General features: G+C 56.7%; 18 protein-coding genes. 5 read left to right on the top strand and 13 right to left on the bottom strand.

The window, feature by feature from the left end:
- Window positions 1-18 precede the first annotated feature (18 nt).
- Window positions 19-273, bottom strand: coding sequence for a Txe/YoeB family addiction module toxin (locus tag ACTZWX_RS15615; protein ID WP_189571006.1), 255 nt, complete (start codon window positions 271-273; stop codon window positions 19-21).
- Window positions 270-521, bottom strand: a complete 252-nt coding sequence (locus ACTZWX_RS15610) for a type II toxin-antitoxin system Phd/YefM family antitoxin (RefSeq protein ID WP_444714701.1) — start codon at window positions 519-521, stop codon at window positions 270-272. The genes ACTZWX_RS15615 and ACTZWX_RS15610 overlap by 4 nt, the downstream gene beginning before the upstream one ends.
- Window positions 522-790: 269 nt before the next feature.
- Between ACTZWX_RS15610 and ACTZWX_RS15605 the strand changes: the two genes are divergently transcribed.
- Window positions 791-1,717, top strand: coding sequence for a TauD/TfdA dioxygenase family protein (locus ACTZWX_RS15605; RefSeq protein ID WP_444714700.1), 927 nt, complete (start codon window positions 791-793; stop codon window positions 1,715-1,717).
- A 53-nt stretch (window positions 1,718-1,770) separates the two neighbouring features.
- Here the strand turns inward: ACTZWX_RS15605 and ACTZWX_RS15600 are convergent, their stop codons facing one another.
- Both ACTZWX_RS15600 and ACTZWX_RS15595 read right to left on the bottom strand, forming a co-directional pair.
- Window positions 1,771-3,048: an MFS transporter gene (locus ACTZWX_RS15600; RefSeq protein ID WP_444714699.1), complete on the bottom strand. Its 1,278-nt coding sequence runs from the start codon at window positions 3,046-3,048 to the stop codon at window positions 1,771-1,773.
- 37 nt (window positions 3,049-3,085) lie between these two features.
- Entirely contained in the window at window positions 3,086-3,976 is an 891-nt protein-coding gene (locus tag ACTZWX_RS15595) for a LysR family transcriptional regulator (protein ID WP_444714698.1), read from the bottom strand.
- 109 nt (window positions 3,977-4,085) lie between these two features.
- On the opposite strand from ACTZWX_RS15595, the gene ACTZWX_RS15590 reads away from it, so the two are divergent.
- The 3 genes from ACTZWX_RS15590 (at window position 4,086) to ACTZWX_RS15580 (ending at window position 5,855) form a co-directional block, all read left to right on the top strand.
- The gene (locus tag ACTZWX_RS15590; RefSeq protein ID WP_444714697.1) at window positions 4,086-4,526 is read left to right on the top strand and encodes a DoxX family protein; all 441 of its coding nucleotides are present in this window, start codon (window positions 4,086-4,088) and stop codon (window positions 4,524-4,526) included.
- A gap of 36 nt (window positions 4,527-4,562) precedes the next feature.
- Window positions 4,563-5,327, top strand: a complete 765-nt coding sequence (locus tag ACTZWX_RS15585) for a dioxygenase family protein (RefSeq protein WP_444714696.1) — start codon at window positions 4,563-4,565, stop codon at window positions 5,325-5,327.
- Between the two features lie 141 nt (window positions 5,328-5,468).
- Window positions 5,469-5,855 (top strand): hypothetical protein, encoded by a 387-nt coding sequence (locus tag ACTZWX_RS15580; protein ID WP_444714695.1) that lies wholly within the window; start codon window positions 5,469-5,471, stop codon window positions 5,853-5,855.
- A gap of 102 nt (window positions 5,856-5,957) precedes the next feature.
- Here the strand turns inward: ACTZWX_RS15580 and ACTZWX_RS15575 are convergent, their stop codons facing one another.
- From ACTZWX_RS15575 to ACTZWX_RS15535, 9 genes are all read right to left on the bottom strand, one after another.
- Complete coding sequence (locus tag ACTZWX_RS15575) at window positions 5,958-6,953, bottom strand: branched-chain amino acid ABC transporter permease (RefSeq protein WP_444714694.1); 996 nt, start codon at window positions 6,951-6,953, stop codon at window positions 5,958-5,960.
- A gap of 2 nt (window positions 6,954-6,955) precedes the next feature.
- On the bottom strand, window positions 6,956-7,843 hold the full coding sequence (locus ACTZWX_RS15570; protein WP_432210626.1) for a branched-chain amino acid ABC transporter permease: 888 nt from the start codon (window positions 7,841-7,843) through the stop codon (window positions 6,956-6,958).
- A 108-nt stretch (window positions 7,844-7,951) separates the two neighbouring features.
- Window positions 7,952-9,163 (bottom strand): ABC transporter substrate-binding protein, encoded by a 1,212-nt coding sequence (locus ACTZWX_RS15565; protein ID WP_444714693.1) that lies wholly within the window; start codon window positions 9,161-9,163, stop codon window positions 7,952-7,954.
- A 79-nt stretch (window positions 9,164-9,242) separates the two neighbouring features.
- Window positions 9,243-9,965: an ABC transporter ATP-binding protein gene (locus tag ACTZWX_RS15560; protein ID WP_444714692.1), complete on the bottom strand. Its 723-nt coding sequence runs from the start codon at window positions 9,963-9,965 to the stop codon at window positions 9,243-9,245.
- Window positions 9,962-10,765 carry an ABC transporter ATP-binding protein gene (locus ACTZWX_RS15555; protein ID WP_058092359.1) on the bottom strand — a complete coding sequence of 268 codons (804 nt, stop codon included), beginning with the start codon at window positions 10,763-10,765 and terminating at the stop codon, window positions 9,962-9,964. The genes ACTZWX_RS15560 and ACTZWX_RS15555 overlap by 4 nt, the downstream gene beginning before the upstream one ends.
- An 88-nt stretch (window positions 10,766-10,853) precedes the next feature.
- Window positions 10,854-11,270: a PaaI family thioesterase gene (locus ACTZWX_RS15550; RefSeq protein WP_444714691.1), complete on the bottom strand. Its 417-nt coding sequence runs from the start codon at window positions 11,268-11,270 to the stop codon at window positions 10,854-10,856.
- Window positions 11,267-12,916 carry an AMP-binding protein gene (locus ACTZWX_RS15545; protein WP_444714690.1) on the bottom strand — a complete coding sequence of 550 codons (1,650 nt, stop codon included), beginning with the start codon at window positions 12,914-12,916 and terminating at the stop codon, window positions 11,267-11,269. Before ACTZWX_RS15545 ends, ACTZWX_RS15550 begins: the two co-directional genes overlap by 4 nt.
- 268 nt (window positions 12,917-13,184) lie before the next feature.
- Complete coding sequence (locus ACTZWX_RS15540; protein ID WP_444714689.1) at window positions 13,185-13,487, bottom strand: CopG family antitoxin; 303 nt, start codon at window positions 13,485-13,487, stop codon at window positions 13,185-13,187.
- Window positions 13,474-13,761, bottom strand: a complete 288-nt coding sequence (locus tag ACTZWX_RS15535; protein ID WP_444714688.1) for a DUF4258 domain-containing protein — start codon at window positions 13,759-13,761, stop codon at window positions 13,474-13,476. Before ACTZWX_RS15535 ends, ACTZWX_RS15540 begins: the two co-directional genes overlap by 14 nt.
- A 195-nt stretch (window positions 13,762-13,956) precedes the next feature.
- Between ACTZWX_RS15535 and ACTZWX_RS15530 the strand changes: the two genes are divergently transcribed.
- A complete protein-coding gene (locus ACTZWX_RS15530) occupies window positions 13,957-14,982 on the top strand; it encodes a DUF2235 domain-containing protein (RefSeq protein ID WP_444714687.1) in 1,026 nt (341 codons plus the stop codon).
- Window positions 14,983-15,060: the final 78 nt, after the last annotated feature.

The following is a 15,060-nucleotide window of genomic DNA, read 5'->3' as shown; positions in this document are numbered from 1 at the left end:
GGTGGGTAAGGCGTTAAATCAGTAGTGGTACCGGAGCTGGGCGATAAGCAAAGCGTCGTCCGTGACTTTGTAGACCATGCGGTGTTCTTCGTTGATCCGTCGAGACCAGTATCCGGCGAGGCTGTGTTTGAGGGGTTCTGGTTTGCCAACACCTTCGAACGGTTCTCGCTTGGTTTCTTTGATCAGCTTGTTGATTCGGTTGAGAATCTTTTTATCGGTCTTCTGCCAGTACAGATAGTCTTCCCAGGCGTTCTCGGAGAAGATGAGTTTCATTCAAGAAGTTCCCTTTCTTGCCCTCCGCCTTGCTCCAACTCGGCAACGGATTCCAGCAAACGGCGGGCGTTCTTTGGTGCGCGCAAGAGGTATGCGGTCTCTTGCAACGCCTCATAGTCCTCAAGAGAGATCATGACCACGGATTGTGCCTTGCTCCGGGTGATGATCACAGGAGAATGGTCTTCACAGACCTGCTCCATGGTTTTTGCCAGATTGGTTCTAGCGGCTGTGTAGCTAATGGCATCCATTAGACTGCTCCTGTACAGGATGTTGTTCGTGTGCAGAATACCGTACAGGCAAAGATTTAACAATCGGCGAAATGAGCGGGGCAGGCTCCAAATCTGGTCTCATCACATTCATCACGAATCCTTTACCATTGGGGGTTGTCACTGCAACACACTCAGTTAAGCTGGACGGAATTCACCCAGTGAGGTAACTCGCAACTATGGGACAAACATCCGAAACATACAGCAGCAGCCTGCCAACCATTCCTTCACTCGACCCTGAGCGAGTCTCGTTGATCGAGCAGGCGGGGTTAACCGTCAAACAGTTAGAACCGCTTGGCGTTGAGATCTACGGGGCCGATGTTCGCGCCGGGCTCCCCGAGCCTGTCATAGAGGCGCTGGAAGTGGAAATGGCGAATCGGGGGTTCATCGTCTTCAAGCAGCAGACCGATCTTTCGGCCGATGAACTGGTCGAGGTGAGCAAATGGTGGGGCGCTCACGAGATCCACTCAACCCACGGGGTTCACCCTGCCACACCAGGTCGAAACAGGCACATCTTCCGCTGTTCCAATGACAGCCGCCACGGGATCCTGGGCGTGGGGCCTCAGTGGCACAACGATGGCAGTTTTGAAGCTGCCACTTTTTCGCACTCTGCTTACTACATGGCTCGCGCGCCGGAACAGGGAGGCGGCACACACTTCGCTCACCAGGGCGCGGCCTTTGATGCCCTGCCCGCGGAAAAGCAGGCCTTCTGGGAGCGCCTTGTGTCGGTGAATTCCGCGTCCAGCGTAACCCACCCCGTCGTCCACACGCACCCGGTGTCCGGAAGGAAGAGTGTATGGCTTCATCTGGGGATGACCGGGGGTTTGTTGAACGAAGAAGAAATGAAGGCGCTTTTCAATGACTACAACGATCTGATGAACGCGTCGTTCGAGAAGGGTTACGGGATTCGCTACCACTACGACACGGGTGATCTGCTCTACATTGATAACTGGGCACTGGCCCACAGAGCGGCACCGGAAGCACACATGCCAGCTGAAAAGCAGGGGTTGCGGATCATAGATCGTGTCACGGTCAAATCAAAACAGGATCTGGCGCCACACTTTGGCTTGCCGCAATACATCAATATCAGCGGGCCTCACCCATTTAATAAAGATGGCGTCTGGCAGGCCGGTGGCGTGGGATTCCTGTGGAAGGATGACATCCGCCTGCAAAACTGATCCCAGCCGGAATCAGTTTTGCGGCAGGGCTGAGCCTTTAATATGACATCGGTTTACTTATCCTGATCCGGGGCTTCGATTTTCACAGCCCGATACGGCTCCCCCTCCTCAGTCTGCAACTGATAGTCATAAGCCGCCTGCAGGCCGGTTTCATCTTCGCCCTGTTCTTCTGCGCCCTGTTCAAGGGAGCGCGGGTAAAGCGGCGAAAGCAGTGCCGCCAGAATGCCGATGGCGGCAAACATGGCAAACGCATCCGCATAACTGAACTCGTTCACCAACATACCCACGATGGGCGAGCCGACGGCCTGGCCAAGGGATACCGATATAAAGGGTAGCACCGGCCCCACAGACAACCGACCGGGTAGCAGGCGGATGCCAGTCATCAGGTACAGGCCGGTCAGGCTCATGTAGGCCAGGCCAAATACCAGCGCGGAAAACACTGCTGTCACTATATTGCCGGGGCTGGCGGCGAGCAGGGCCAGGCTGGCTGACAGCATCATCAGCATCAGCGCCTGGGTGATGGGTGGGTTGTTGCGATCGGCAAGGTCTGCAACCACGGCACCGCCCAGCCCTGCCAGACCTACCCCCAGCCACAGCCAGCCGGTAGAGCCCGATGGTAAGGCACCCACAGTAACCGCCAGGTCCGGCGCAAAAATCCAGTACGCGGCGGACACAAAGCCCATCACGAAGGCGAACAATGAGAGCCGCAGCAGGCGCACCCACTGCAGGGTAGTAATGGCGGGCGGCGGCGCAGCGTTCGCCGGCATCACTCGTGAAACCGAGGGGATTAAATACCAGGTTGCCAACACCCCAATAACGGCCAGAACCGCAAAGGAGCCATACGCATAGCGCCAGGCCTCGGCCAGTAACAGAATAGCTGGCGCGGCGATCACCACCCCCACACTGGTACCGGCGTTCATCACCGAGCTCACACGCCCATGCAGTGAGCGTTTTACCAGTGCCTGCATGGCCGCGGTCAGTGCCGGCATCATCAGGCCCGTACAAATGCCGCAGGCGAACACGCCCACACCCAGCGACAGCGCACCCGACGCCTGGCTGATCAATGCCAGGCCAACCGCACCAAAGCTACCAGACAGCACCGCTGTGTTGCGGGCGCCCAAGCGATCAGCCGCCAGCGGCGCGACCAGGGTCGCCAGGATAAAACTGATGAGGGGAATCGCGCCGATGATGCCGATCATATCTGGCGACAGTTCCAACTCTGACCGGATCGGCGGCACGAACAAGCCGAAGGCGAAACGGGCCAGCCCGAAGCTGATCGCGATCAGGGCGGCACCCAGGAGGGCAAACGAGGTACTTGAAGGAAACTTCATGTCACCTCCGGCAGGCTACTGTAAATTTACGGCGGCACTACACAGCGTCTGGCAACGTTGCAACCAGGAAGTCCACCAGCGCCCTCACCTTGGGCGTAACAAACTTGCGGGTGGGATAAACCGCATATACCCCCAGTTCAGCAGAGCAGTATTCAGGCAGCAACTCCACCAGCCTGCCCGAGTCCAGATCATCACGCAACAGGAAGCTCGGCTGGTACACCACCCCCTGGTGAGCCATGGCGGCTGCGCAACAGGTGTCACCGTTGTTGGCGTACATCCAAGGGCGCACCCGCGTGCTGACGGGCCCATCAGGTCCCTGAAACTGCCATTCGTTACCACTGGCCAGATTGCTGTAGGCAATGACCTTGTGGTGCATCAGGTCTTCAGGCGTTTCGGGTACACCGTTCGCCCGGATGTATTCGGGAGAGGCGCACACCATCAACCGGGTATTGGTGAGGCGACGGCTCACCAGTGTGGAGGTTCGCAGGCTGGCAATACGAATGGCCAAGTCAAAGCCTTCTTCAACGATATCCACGATGCGATCAGACAGGTCGATGTTTAACTCCACATCCGGAAACCGGGCGTGGAACTCGCCCCACAACGGGGCCAGGTGTCGAATGCCGAAACTCACGGGTGCGTTGATGCGCAGCACACCCTTGGCGACGCTGGTGCGCGAGGTCAGTTCCGCTTCAGCCTCTTCCACCCCCGCCAGCAGTTCCCGGCAACGAACGTAGAACACTTCCCCTTCCGCGGTCAGGGACAACCGTCGGGTGGTGCGGTGTAGCAGTCGCACGGTAAGGCGCGATTCCAGCTCGTTGATGTAGCGCGACACCGCCGCTTTCGACACACCCATGGTCTCGGAGGCAGCCACAAAGCTGCCGGCCTCCACAACAGCGCAGAAGGTCTGCATTTCCAGTAACCGATCCATCCTATTGTTCCACTTTTCGAGACAGTTAATCTTCTTTATGCACGTTTATCCCAAAAATAGATCTCCGTAAAGTAGCCCCATACTCAATCACACAGAAGGAAACACGGTCATGAACAACGCACTCATCAACAGACTGCTCAATACCAACGCTGGCTGGGGCGCCCTCGCATTGCGTATTCCGGTGGGCCTTATCTTCGCCGCCCACGGTGCCCAAAAATTGTTCGGCTGGTTCGGAGGCTACGGCCTTGAAGGCACCGGGCAATGGATGGATTCTATTGGCCTGAGCCCTGGCTACCTGATGGCCCTGCTGGCCGGTGGAGCGGAGTTTTTCGGAGGTTTGGCGCTGATTATCGGCCTGCTGGTTCGCCCTGCCGGTGCGGCTCTGGCCTTCGCCATGGTGATTGCTATTTTCAGCGTGCACATCCAGAACGGCCTGTTCATGAGCAACAATGGCTACGAATTTGGCCTGGCCTTATTGGCAGCGTCTGTTTCACTGGTGTTCAGTGGCGCCGGGCGCGCATCGGTTGACCGCCTTGTGACCGCTCGCTGAACGACACATCGGATTCTGAAGAAGGACCAATGCGCCATGACCAGTCTGTTTGTATCCCACGGCGCCCCCACCTTTGCACTGGAGCCGGGCCTGGCAGGCCCGGCCCTTACCCGGCTGGGGCAACAACTTCCAAGGCCTGCTGCTGTGCTGGTGGTGTCGCCCCACTGGATGACACCCGAGTTGCGGGTAGGCTTTGCCGAAACACCGGCAACCATCCACGACTTCAACGGTTTCGAACCCGCGCTTTATGAACTCGAATACCCGGCTCCCGGCCACCCGGCTTTTGCCAGAATGGCGCTTTCACTCCTTGAGGAAGCGGGCTGGAAACCCGTCGCCGACGCCCAACGCGGCCTGGACCACGGTGCCTGGGTGCCGTTGCGGCATCTTTACCCGGACGCGTCTGTACCGGTATTCCAGGTGTCCCTGCCGGGTTGGCTCGACAGCCACTCTGCGTGGCGCCTGGGACAGACGCTCGCCCCGTTGAGGGATGAGGGTGTTCTGATCATCGGCTCCGGCAGCCTGACCCATAACCTGTATGAGGTCCGCTGGCGCGACAAACGGGCAAGCGAATACGCCCGGGAATTCAGCCACTGGGTTCGGGAAGCTGTAATTGCAGGCGACCATGAGCGACTCGTCAACGCCCTGGCCCTGGCTCCCCATGCTCGCCGCGCGCACCCCACTATTGAGCATTTCCTGCCACTGCTGGTTGCCCTTGGTACCGGTGATTCTGATGCCCGGGGCACGGTAATAGAAGGCGGCATTGAGCACGGAGTGCTTTCAATGGATTCCTTTGTGTTCTGACGGCTGGCTCCACCCGGCATTCACACTGATAGAGTGAGCATTAATCCCGCCTCGGTTCTTTCTGCTACCTTTATAAATAGCTGCCGAGATGTATATATGAGGTAGGAGCAGCCAGAAAGAAGCACCACGGAGGTGATTTCTATGCGTATCGCAAAAGAGGATATACCTGTTCGAATTGATGTTCCGGGGGCAAAAGCACGACAACAAACCGATTTTGGCGATGTATTCGGTTACAACACCATGGGAGCTGAATACTTCTCCTTTGGTGCCGGCACCGACATCACCGAGTTGCTACACGGGCTTGAGGGCGACCGCTGTCAATGCCCTCACTGGGGTTATGTAGTGAAAGGGGAAATCACGGCCCTGTATTTGGATGGCAGTGAAGAAACCTCCCGTAGCGGGGATCTATTCTACTGGCCACCCGGCCACAGTGTGCGCGCCGAGCAAGACACCGACATTGTAATGTTCAGCCCGCAGCATGAGCATGGGTTGGTGATTGACCACATTCGGAAGCAGGTCATCAACTGAGAAGTCTTTGTAGTAATACGGCGCCCTGGTTGTCCTTAACCTGACTTTAACGCCCTGCTGGCTGTTGGCAGGCCTCTTTGCCAACAGCCGCTCAGGCCGGATTCACCCCAGGTTTTTCCGCAGGAATTTCTGGATTTCACCAACAATCCCGCTACGGAACGCCAGTACGGTAAGCACAAAGATACCGCCAAGGATCGGATCCACCCAATCCCTCAGTGGCCCCTGGGACAACTGGTATTCAATGTTGACCACAAAGGTGGCGCCCACTATCGGGCCGAGCAAGGTACCCATACCACCGACCAGCGTCATCAGTATGACCTCACCGGACATGTGCCAGTGTGCGTCATTAAGCGAGGCCAGCTGGAACACCACCGATTTCATGGAACCCGCCAGCCCGGCCAGCGCCGCCGAAATCACGAACGCCAGCACTTTATAGCGGTCCACGTTATAGCCCAGTGACACCGCCCGGGGCTCATTCTGCTTGATGGCCTTGAGTACCTGGCCATAGGGACTGCTGACAATACGCTGAACCAGCAGGTAGCAACCGATGAACACCGCCAGCACGAAGTAGTACATGTTCAGGTTCTTCGAGAGGTCAATCAGGCCGAACAGGTGGCCCCGCGGGATGCCGTGCATTCCGTCTTCGCCGCCGGTAAATTCCGACTGCACGAAGAAGAAGTAGACCAGCTGCGCCAGGGCCAGGGTGACCATGGCAAAGTAGATCCCCTGCCGGCGAATGGACAACAAGGCAAACGCCAGGCCCAGAGCGGTCGCCACCAGAGTGCCTGCAATAATCCCCACTTCCGTGGTCAGGCCTGAATAGTTGCTGAGCAGGTAACCGGTGGTGTAGCCACCGGTGGCGAGAAACGCCGCATGCCCAAAGGACAGCAGCCCGGTAAAACCGAACAGCAGGTTAAAGGCCACCGCAAAGAGTGCGAAGCACAGGATCTTCATCAGGAAGACCGGGTACATCGCGAAAGGCACTGCCAGCAGCAAGAGCAGCAGTACGCCGTTGAGGAGCATCTTCCGGCGATCCTGGGCCTTTTGCTGGTCGATGATCGCCTTTCGCACATCGGCGGGATTAAAGGATTGGCTCATGATTATGCTTCCTTACCGAACAGGCCGGAGGGTCGGAACATCAACACCACCACCATGACCAGGAAAATAACGGCAGACGACGCGGGTGGGTAAAAGGTTTTGGTGAGGCCTTCAATCACGCCCATCAGAATGCCGGTGATAATCGCCCCGCCAATGGAGCCCATACCGCCAATTACCACCACCGCAAACACCACAATCAGCGTATTGGCGCCCATTCCGGGCGTGACGGAGTAGATGGGTGCGGCAAGCACACCGGCAAAAGCCGCCAGCGCCACACCAAAGCCGTAAGTGAGACTGACCAGCAGGGGCACGTTGATGCCAAAGCCCTGCATGAGCTGGGAATCTTCCGTGCCGGCACGCAAGTAGGCCCCCAGCTTGGTTTTTTCAATCATGAACCAGGTGCCAAAACACACCAGCAGCGCCACCACAATCACCCAGGCCCGGTAATAAGGCAGGAACATAAAGTCCAGCTTAATGCCGCCCTTGAACATATCGGGCATGGCATAGCGCAGGCCAGACACACCGTAGATATTGGTGAGCACGCCCTGAATAATCAGCGCCACCCCGAAGGTGAGAAGCAGGCTGTATATGTGATCCTGCCCGGCAATTCGCCGCAGCAGGAAAAATTCGATCAGCACCCCGAACACGCCGACCAATAGCGGCGCCATAAACAGGGCGACCCAATAGTTGACGCCCAGGGTGTTGAACATAACCACCGTCAACAGGGCACCCAACATATACATGGCACCGTGGGCGAAGTTGATGATCTTCAGCAGGCCAAAGATGATCGCGAGGCCCAGACTTAACAGGGCATAGAAGGCGCCATTGATGAATCCGATCAAAAGCTGACCGGAGAGCACAGCAAGAGGGACGCCGAAAATCATGGTCATGGGTTTAACTCCACAAGCAGCACATACATTGGTATTGAGCTTGTCGGCTCAGTGACACGCCGGGCACGCCCTGCCCTGTTGCAGGGCGTGCCTCAGCTTTCCTCAGCCTCAGTTAGTAACCAGTTTGCACTTGCTCTCAGAGAGTGGGCGGTAGGCTTCATCGGCCGGAATGGTCCGCAGAATCTTGTACAGATCCCACTCATTCTTGGACTCCGCCGGCGTTTTCACCTCGGCCAGATACATGTCGTGCACCATCCGGCCGTCAGCACGGATACGACCATTGGTGGCGAACATGTCGTTGATGGGTGTGTCCATCATCTGCTTGCGAACGGTTTGGGCATCGTCCGATCCTGCCGCGGCAACCGCATTCAGGTAATGCAGGGTGCTGGAGTAGATACCCGCGTGCACCATGGTGGGCCGAACACCGGTTTCTTTCATGAAGCGGTCTGACCACTCCCGGGTGGCATCGTTCATGTCCCAGTACCACCCAGTGGTGAGCTGGATACCCTGGGCTGTATCAACACCCAGTGCGTGTACGTCGGTCAGGAACAGCAGCAAGGCGGCCAGGGTCTGGCCGGCCTGGGTGACGCCGAATTCACTGGCGGTGGTGATGGCGTTGGTGGTGTCTGAACCGGCGTTGGCCAGGCCAACGACATCCGCACCGGAAGCCTGAGCCTGCAGCACGAAGGAGGAGAAATCCTGGGTCGGGAACGGATGGCGTACAGAGCCGACGATCTCACCTCCGTTGGCCTCCACTACGCGGGTAACGTCTGCCTCCAGGGCGTGACCAAACGCGTAGTCTGCGGTCATCAGGTACCAGCTCTTGCCACCCTCTTTAACCACTGCACTGGCGGTGCCGTTGGCCAGCGGATAGGTGTCATACACATAGTGAATGTGGTTGGTGGTGCAGTGCTCATTGGTGATGCTTGAGGCAGCAGAACCGGAAACAATGCCCAGCCGGTCACTCTCCTCAAGGATCTTGCTGACTGCGATGGTGACAGACGAAGCCACCAGGCCCGCAACCATGTCTACCTTGTCGTTTTCCACCCAGCGGCGAACGGTACTGGAAGAAGCATCGGGATTATTACGATCATCAGCACTGACGACTTCGATCTTGGCGCCGTTCACAGTGCCACCGAAATCCTTGATGGCCATCTGCAGGGCCTTGAGGCCATTGGGGCCCGCCAGGTCACGATAGGTACCAGACATGTCGGCCAGGTAGCCGATCTTCACGGTATTATCAGAAATGGCCGCCTGCGCGCCACTCACCATCAGGGCTGAGGCAACGGCTGAGGTCAGAAGCTTTTTGGTAATTGTCATTATTGTATCTCCGCTACTGTCTTGCGTTGGTTGATGTTGTTGGAGTTATTGGTTTTGTTGCACTCGTTCTATCCGGAGTTCAGACCCCTAAATAGCCGTCCAGCACCGATTGTTTGGCACTCAGTTCATCGGCGTGGATTTCTTCCACAATCTGCCCATGCTCAACCACGTAATGCCGGTCAGCCAGCGGGGCTGCAAAGTGGAAATTCTGTTCAACCAGTATGATGGTCAGGCCTTTTTCTTTGAGCGCCATCAGCACCTCACCCAGCTTCTCGACAATCACGGGTGCAAGCCCTTCCGTGATCTCATCGAGCAGGAGCATATTGGCGCCAGTGCGCAGGATACGGGCCATCGCCAGCATCTGCTGCTCACCACCGGACAGCTTGGTGCCCTGGCTGAACCGACGTTCATACAGGTTTGGGAACATGTCGTAGATTTCTTCCAGGCTCATACCGCCACTGCGCACCACCGGCGGCAAAGTGAGGTTTTCCTGAACGTTGAGAGAGGAAAAAATGCCCCGGTGTTCGGGGCAATACCCCACTCCCAACCTCGCAATATGATGCGGCGCGCACTGCATGGTTTCTTCGCCGTTAATCATGATGGAGCCGGTGCGGCGGCCCACCATATTCATAATGGCCTTAAGGGTGGTGCTGCGGCCGGCGCCGTTACGGCCAAGCAGGGTAACCAGCTCGCCGCGCTTAACCATCAGGTCAACGCCATGGAGAATGTGAGATTCACCGTAAAAGGCGTGCAGGCCAGACACCCGCAACTGTTCGTAGTCTTTCTGGGGGTTCTGGCTCATTGTGCTGCCTCCGCCTGCTCGGCGGGACTCTTGCCACCGCGTTCTCCGCTGCCATCGCTGCCCATGTAAACTTCACGCACCCTCGGGTCTGCAGAGACCGCTTGATAATCACCTTCTGTCAGCACCGCGCCTTGGGCCAGTACCGTGATGCGGTCGCACAGTTTGCTGACCACACTCAGGTTGTGCTCCACCATCAGAACGGTGCGCCCTGCGGCGGCCTTGCGCACCAGTTCCACTACCCGGTCTACGTCTTCCGAGCCCATGCCCTGGGTTGGTTCGTCCAGCAACAGCAGCTTGGGCTCCATCGCCAGGGTAGTGGCCAGTTCCAGCGCGCGCTTGCGGCCATAGGCCAGTTCCACAGTGGTGGTGTTGGCAAACTCGATAAGGCCTACAGAATCGAGCAATTCCATACAGCGCTGGTTCAGCCGGTTCAGGGAAGCGCCGGATTTCCAGAAACTGAATGAGGTGCCCTCCGCGGTTTGCAGTGCAATGCGGATATTTTCCAGGGCAGTCATATGGGGAAACACTGCTGATATCTGGAAAGAACGGACGATACCCTTACGGGCAATGGCGGCAGACTTCAGCGAAGTGATGTCTTCACCGTGGTAGAGAATCTGGCCTCTGGTCGGGCTCAGGAATTTGGTCAGCAGGTTAAAGACCGTGGTCTTGCCCGCGCCATTGGGCCCGATCAGTGCATGGATATCACCCTGCCGGACCTGCAGGTTGACGTTATCAACCGCTACAAATCCTTTGAATTCCTTGACCAAGTTACGGGTCTCGAGAACGAACTGTTCACTCATGAGCCACTTCACCTTTTGTTATTGTTGTATTTAACAATCAACCCACAGATTAGATTGACGTATACGTAAACGTCAAGAACAAACTTGGTTATTTTTCCGGCGGTATGGAATAGGTCATGGTGGAGTGCGCAACGGGCTCCTCCGAACCCTCGGAATACACAAACACTTCACCCACACCGATGGTTCGCCCCACCTTGAGAATGGTCGCCCTGGCCCAGATAGGCGCATGAGCCACGGGTTTTCTAAGGAAGTTGATATTCAGGTTGGTGGTGACGGCCAAAGGCACCAGGCCAATCTTGCTGAGCAACGCGGCATACATGGCAACATCGGCCAGCCCCATCATGGCGGGGCCGGCCACTGTTCCACCCGGGCGCAGGTGTTCTTTATCTACCTCCAGCTTCATTTCTGCCCAGCCATCACCCAGTTCCTGCAGGGTGCCGTATGAGGCCCCCTGCGGAAACTGCTCTTCAAGGAAATAGCGCAGCTCCTCAAAGGTAATCTTCATACAGCGACTTCCTCTTTGGCCCGGTTGCGCAACACAAAGCGTTGGATCTTGCCGCTGGGGGTTTTTGGCAACTCTTCCACAAACTCGATTTCCCGCGGGTAGGCGTGGGTAGACAAGCGGTGACGGACCAGTTCCTGCAGCTCTTCTTTGAGCACGGCGTCGTCCGCCGGCTCCTGACCAGATTTGATAACCACATAGGCCTTGATGATCGAGCCGCGCTTTTCATCCGGCTTGGCCACCACACCGGATTCGGCCACCGCCGCATGCTCCAGCAGGGTACTTTCAACATCTGCTGGCCCTACGCGGTAACCTGCTGTGGTGATAATGTCGTCGTCACGGCCGCTGAAGGAGAAACTGCCATCGCCATGGCAGATCACCATGTCGCCGGTCAGGTAGTAGCCGTTCACGAACGGGTCTTTCTCGCCCCAGGTGTAGCCATCAAAATGGAACAGCGGCGACGCCTTGAGATCCACTGCCAACTGGCCGATTTCGCCCTCTCCCACCTCTTCATTTTTTTCGTTCAACGCCACTACTCTGTGGCCTGGCGATGAGAACCCCATAGAGCCCTGGCGAATCGGGTGGTCCAGGCCGTGGAAGTTGCAACAGGTCATACCGGTTTCGGTCTGGCCGTAATGGTCTTTCACCGGGCAGAAGTGACGACGGGCAATCCAGTTCACCACCTCAGGATTCAGGGGCTCGCCGGCGCTGCTGCACACCCTCAGGCCAAGATTCTCCCCTTCCGGCAGAACCTGATCGTTCGCCTTGAGCAGGCGATAGGCCGTCGGCGCCGCTGCCAGGTTGGTGATCCGGTACTTGCGGATCATCTCGTAGGTGGATTCCGGGGTGAACGGGTTGGGATTGAAATGGGTGGCATGGCCCATCAGCAGCGGGCCGGTGACTGCGTAATAGAGGCCATAGGCCCAACCGGGGTCTGCCACATTCCAGAACACATCGTCTTCGCGCAGATCGATGGCGTATTTCATGTAAACGTAGAACGCCAACAACGCCTTGGCGGGCACGGCCACGCCTTTAGCCTTACCAACGGTACCGGAGGTAAACATCTGCAGGAACGGATCGTTGCCAGTGATCATCGCCGGCTCGCACTGATCCGACTGTTCGGCCAACACCGCATCAAAATCGCGCACATCCGTACCGGCGGCTGCCGCGTTCAGGCACAGTACCGGCGGGCAATTTTTGACTTCTTCCAGCTTGGGGTAGTTGTCTGGATCGGTCACCACCAGCCGGGTGCTCGCCTTCTCCAGGCGATACTCGATAGCGCCGGAACCAAAGGCGGTGAACAGCGGCTGGTACACCGCGCCCAAGCGAAGGGTTCCGGCAATCACAATCAACAGCTCCGGCCCCCTGGGCAGAAGGCCGGCTACCCGGTCACCTTTGGTGACGCCCAAGGACTTCAGATAGTTGGCAAAACGTGCAGACGCGGCTTTGAGTTCAGCGAAGGTAAGAACGCCATCGCCACCGCCGATTTTTTCGTAATAGAGCGCAACCTTTTGCGGGTCAACGGCCCATCGGTCACAAATTTCGTGGCATACGTTCAGACCACTCTCCAGGCGTCCGTCCAGGATGTCCGCTTCCAGCGCGGCCGCATCAAACTTGTTGAACACATCATTGTATTGCGGAAGGCTCATCGTACACTCCGTTTGTTGTCGTTGTTGGTTGTACAAACCTAAGTCAGATTTAGCACAACCTTCACTTTACGTAAAGGTAAACTTTTGGCTAAATGAGAGCCGCATAACATGGGAAGCGGTCATTATTTTGGAAGGTTAGGAGGGGGCGATGCTAGGTACTATCCGCGTTACCACCAGACACAGATTGCTGAAACTATGGTTTGCGTTATATGTTTTTCGTCCACGTGAACTCCATTTGACGCGCTGTCTTCTCCGCCAGCGGCGCGCTTTAGCGCGTCCGCTGGCCTGACTTGTTGGCAGAGATGTCCTTGAGGCCGCCGGAGACATACTTGTGCAGGACACTAGAAACGAGAGACTGATAAGGAAGCCCTTCTTCCAACGCTCGACGTTGTAGTGCCTCCAGGTCGCGACTGGAGATGCGTATATTTATCCGCTTGTCTTTCTTGAAATTTTCTTCCGCTGACTTCGTCAGGTACTCCCGACGATCGGCATCCAGATCTGACTCGAACTCCCCGGATTCGTAAGCCTCCAGTAGCTCTTGCTCTTCGGGATCTAATTTAGTCTTGGCCATACTCTCCCCCTAGAAATGTCTTGGTGGCCTTGCGGCTGGGGATAACCGTTTTGAGAAAGATCTCTCTATCATTCTCGACGTACCGCACCAGCCAGGCGTAATCGTCAATCCTAACCACAAACAGGCGTTGATTCGGATACTTGTCCCTGTTGGGGTGAGGTCCATCATCAAGCAAAGCACCAGACTGAAGAGCAAACAGGACATCCTCAAAGGAAATTCCGCGCTCGCTCATCAACTGCTGGTTCTTTTCAGCATTCCAGTTAATTTGCTTCATGGGCCGAGCTTAGCAGAATGTGTGCCTATTGGCATCTTATCGACAATGACTCGTACGAACACATTCGTATATCCCGCCCCCATCGGCTTTAATTACCAGAGTTACTCATTCACAACAGCCAGGCGGTACTTGCCTGCCGGAGTTTTGGCTCTGGTGTATGGCAGCAAGGTGTTGGCATGACAGGAGGTCATTACCATGAAACGCATCGCCATTTGCTTTGACGGTACCTGGAACCGACCGGAAGAAAACATCGGCGAAGATTTTCCCACCAATGTTCTGCAGTTTGCCCGGGCTATTCGGCCCACCGATGACCAGGGCGTGGAGCAGGTGGTGTTCTACGATTGGGGCATTGGCTCCTATCACGATCAGCTTCGGGCCGGCGCCACGGGCAAAGGGCTGGAGAAGAATGTGATGGATGGCTACCGGTTTCTGGTGCACAACTACGAGCCGGGTGATGAGATTTTTATGTTTGGTTTCAGTCGCGGTGCCTACACGGCTCGCAGCCTGTGCGGCATGATCAATAACTGCAGCATTCTGAAGAAGATTCACGCCAATCAGATTGAAAACGCATTCCGGCTCTACAAAACCAAAAAACACTCTGCCAATGGCGAACATGCCATGGCGTGGAAGAAAGCCCATTCGGTGGAGCTGCGCACTCCCATAAAATTTGTGGGTGTGTGGGATACCGTGGGCGCTCTGGGGCTGCCGTTTACGTTTTTCGGGCTGATTAAAGATAAAGACCTGTTCTACGACAGGGAGATTGGCAGCAACATCGCAATCGCCCGGCATGCGTTGTCACTGGACGAGCAGCGTGAGGATTTTGAACCGACGCTGTGGGAGCCGAGGGAAGGCACAGACATTCAGCAGGTGTGGTTTGCCGGGGTGCACTCGGATGTCGGTGGCGGCTACGGACCGGATAAGGCGAACCAGATACTGGCAGATATCCCGTTACTCTGGATGGCAGACGAGGCGAGGAAGCAGAAGCTCCTGTTTAATCACAACCTGCCTTCCCAAACCCACCCAACGGCAGAGCAGCACAATGAATACAAGGGCAAGTACCGGCTGCTGGGCAAACTGGTTCGCACCATTCCCGTACCTGAGGCCAACCTGACCTACGTACACCCCAGCGTCAAGAAACGCTACGACAGCGGTTACCGCAGCGAGCCGATTGAGCAGTACATCAAAGCTCACGGGCAATGGCCGCCATTGTGGGGAGGGTAATTCGCAGGTTCGGTTTCGTGCTAGTCTGGCCAGGTTATCCATTGCCAAACACTGATTTATTGAACCCGAGATCTACAC

This window comes from Marinobacter sp. NSM (assembly GCF_052380025.1).
Classification (GTDB): domain Bacteria; phylum Pseudomonadota; class Gammaproteobacteria; order Pseudomonadales; family Oleiphilaceae; genus Marinobacter.
The sequence above is the reverse complement of the archived record's forward strand: the minus strand, read 5'-3'. Positions and strand labels throughout refer to the sequence as shown.

What these genes read in the sequence shown, in the direction of transcription:
- ACTZWX_RS15610 (WP_444714701.1), bottom strand. Translation starts at nt 521, where the DNA reads ATGGATGCCATTAGCTACACAGCCGCTAGAACCAATCTGGCAAAAACC.
- ACTZWX_RS15585 (WP_444714696.1), top strand. Translation starts at nt 4,563, where the DNA reads ATGACCAGTCTGTTTGTATCCCACGGCGCCCCCACCTTTGCACTGGAG.
- ACTZWX_RS15615 (WP_189571006.1), bottom strand. Translation starts at nt 273, where the DNA reads ATGAAACTCATCTTCTCCGAGAACGCCTGGGAAGACTATCTGTACTGG.
- ACTZWX_RS15600 (WP_444714699.1), bottom strand. Translation starts at nt 3,048, where the DNA reads ATGAAGTTTCCTTCAAGTACCTCGTTTGCCCTCCTGGGTGCCGCCCTG.
- ACTZWX_RS15555 (WP_058092359.1), bottom strand. Translation starts at nt 10,765, where the DNA reads ATGAGTGAACAGTTCGTTCTCGAGACCCGTAACTTGGTCAAGGAATTC.
- ACTZWX_RS15540 (WP_444714689.1), bottom strand. Translation starts at nt 13,487, where the DNA reads ATGGCCAAGACTAAATTAGATCCCGAAGAGCAAGAGCTACTGGAGGCT.
- ACTZWX_RS15550 (WP_444714691.1), bottom strand. Translation starts at nt 11,270, where the DNA reads ATGAAGATTACCTTTGAGGAGCTGCGCTATTTCCTTGAAGAGCAGTTT.
- ACTZWX_RS15545 (WP_444714690.1), bottom strand. Translation starts at nt 12,916, where the DNA reads ATGAGCCTTCCGCAATACAATGATGTGTTCAACAAGTTTGATGCGGCC.
- ACTZWX_RS15530 (WP_444714687.1), top strand. Translation starts at nt 13,957, where the DNA reads ATGAAACGCATCGCCATTTGCTTTGACGGTACCTGGAACCGACCGGAA.
- ACTZWX_RS15535 (WP_444714688.1), bottom strand. Translation starts at nt 13,761, where the DNA reads ATGAAGCAAATTAACTGGAATGCTGAAAAGAACCAGCAGTTGATGAGC.
- ACTZWX_RS15565 (WP_444714693.1), bottom strand. Translation starts at nt 9,163, where the DNA reads ATGACAATTACCAAAAAGCTTCTGACCTCAGCCGTTGCCTCAGCCCTG.
- ACTZWX_RS15570 (WP_432210626.1), bottom strand. Translation starts at nt 7,843, where the DNA reads ATGACCATGATTTTCGGCGTCCCTCTTGCTGTGCTCTCCGGTCAGCTT.
- ACTZWX_RS15595 (WP_444714698.1), bottom strand. Translation starts at nt 3,976, where the DNA reads ATGGATCGGTTACTGGAAATGCAGACCTTCTGCGCTGTTGTGGAGGCC.
- ACTZWX_RS15560 (WP_444714692.1), bottom strand. Translation starts at nt 9,965, where the DNA reads ATGAGCCAGAACCCCCAGAAAGACTACGAACAGTTGCGGGTGTCTGGC.
- ACTZWX_RS15575 (WP_444714694.1), bottom strand. Translation starts at nt 6,953, where the DNA reads ATGAGCCAATCCTTTAATCCCGCCGATGTGCGAAAGGCGATCATCGAC.
- ACTZWX_RS15590 (WP_444714697.1), top strand. Translation starts at nt 4,086, where the DNA reads ATGAACAACGCACTCATCAACAGACTGCTCAATACCAACGCTGGCTGG.
- ACTZWX_RS15580 (WP_444714695.1), top strand. Translation starts at nt 5,469, where the DNA reads ATGCGTATCGCAAAAGAGGATATACCTGTTCGAATTGATGTTCCGGGG.